Raw genomic sequence first — 1,663 nt, forward strand, 5'->3', positions numbered from 1 at the left:
AACTCCGCTCCTCACCAGGCTTCGCGCCTCGAAAGACAAGCGCTTGCAATCAGTCTGAAAGTCAAGTTTTAGAATTTTGTCTATACACCTGAAAGCTAGCATTCGCTAGCTTTTTTAATTACAAATTCCCACTCTAGATTTACTAAAATTGCATTCAAAGAATTCCTTAAATGCGAAAAAAGCAGTATCTCCAGTCGTAATACGATGGCCATCAATTGGTAAATAATTCTTTTCAGCACGAATATTTTTAGTTATTGGACCATCTGGTAAGTAAGTTGGGCAAACAATCGTCCAATTTAACTGACTTTCATTTAACAAGTTAAAAGCTTTTTCATGATCGGTTGCTGCAGTTGTTGATTTTCGTTTTGATTCAGTGCTTTTATAACGTATAATTGTTGGATCAACTCTTGATTGTAAAATACCAGCAGTTCCAATTGTAACAATCCTACCGATCTTTTTCATTTCAAGAAGAGGGATTAGTAGTCCCAGTGTTTTAGATAAAATATTTTCACCTCCAGTATTTAAGGCAGAAATTACTCCATCTACGTTTTCTAAAGCTAAATTTAAATCTTTTTCATTTAGCGTATTCCCTTTTAAAACTGTAAGAGCTTCATGGTTAATCATTATTTTTTGTTCATCTCTTACTAAAGCAATTACTTCACAGTTAGCTTCTAATAATAAATCCACTAAAAAAGAACCAACTCTTCCAGTTGCTCCTAATAATAATATTTTCATAACATCACCTTGTTGTATTGTACAATATATTTATTAATTATGTCTTTTAATAAACTAAAAACACATGATTTCTGATAATGAAAGTGCTTTTTAAGCTTAATATTAATTCAATAGAAAAGTTATGATAGAATGAAATTAACTTACTAAAATTTAGAAATGAGGGGTAAATATGGCAATTAATAAAATACAAGAAGAATTTACTGACTATTTAAAGAAGATCGAAAATTATAATGAAGCAATTAATGTTATGTATTGGGACCTTAGAACGGGAGCGCCTAAAAATGGAGCTGAACAAAGGTCAAATGTCATCAGTCAGCTTTCTGCAGAAGTATTTGAAATGACAACATCAAGTACGATGGAAAACTATTTAAATTTATTGGAAAAAGAAATAGGCACAGGAAATATAGATGAAATCATTGAAAAATCTGTTAAGGAATGTAGAAAAAATTATGATTTAAACTGTAAAATCCCTAAAAATGAATATGCAGAATATGTAAAGCTTTGTTCATTAAGTGAAAATGCTTGGGAAGACGCTAAAAATGAAGGTGACTTTAGTAAGTTCCAACCATATTTAGAAAAAATTGTAGCGATGAAAAAACAATTCATTGAGTATTGGGGCTACAAAGAAAAGAAATATGATACTTTATTAAGCTTTTATGAGCCGGGTATGACAACTGGGAAGCTTGATGAAGTTTTTGGTAAAGTAAGAGAAAGTCTTGTACCATTAGTTGCGAAAATTTCAAATTCGCAAACTAAACTAATTCGCGAAGAATTATCACAACCGATCTCAATTGCTCTTCAAAAAGAAGTTAGTGAAGAGATACTTGTAAAATTAGGTTATAATTTTGATTCTGGTCGTTTAGATGAAACAGTTCATCCGTTTCAGATTACATTAAATCCTGGTGATGTTCGAGTAACAACGAAATAT

1 protein-coding gene and 1 pseudogene are annotated in these 1,663 nt (G+C 31.1%); one reads left to right on the plus strand and one right to left on the minus strand.

Annotation, left to right across the window (positions count from 1 at the left end):
- Window positions 1-114 precede the first annotated feature (114 nt).
- Complete coding sequence (locus CN514_RS19985) at window positions 115-735, minus strand: NAD(P)-dependent oxidoreductase (protein ID WP_098234093.1); 621 nt, start codon at window positions 733-735, stop codon at window positions 115-117.
- Between the two features lie 169 nt (window positions 736-904).
- On the opposite strand from CN514_RS19985, the pseudogene CN514_RS19990 reads away from it, so the two are divergent.
- A pseudogene (locus CN514_RS19990) lies at window positions 905-1,663 on the plus strand (carboxypeptidase M32); the annotation flags it as partial.

The organism is Bacillus sp. AFS001701, from assembly GCF_002559405.1.
In the GTDB taxonomy this organism is placed as follows: Bacteria; Bacillota; Bacilli; order Bacillales; family Bacillaceae_G; genus Gottfriedia.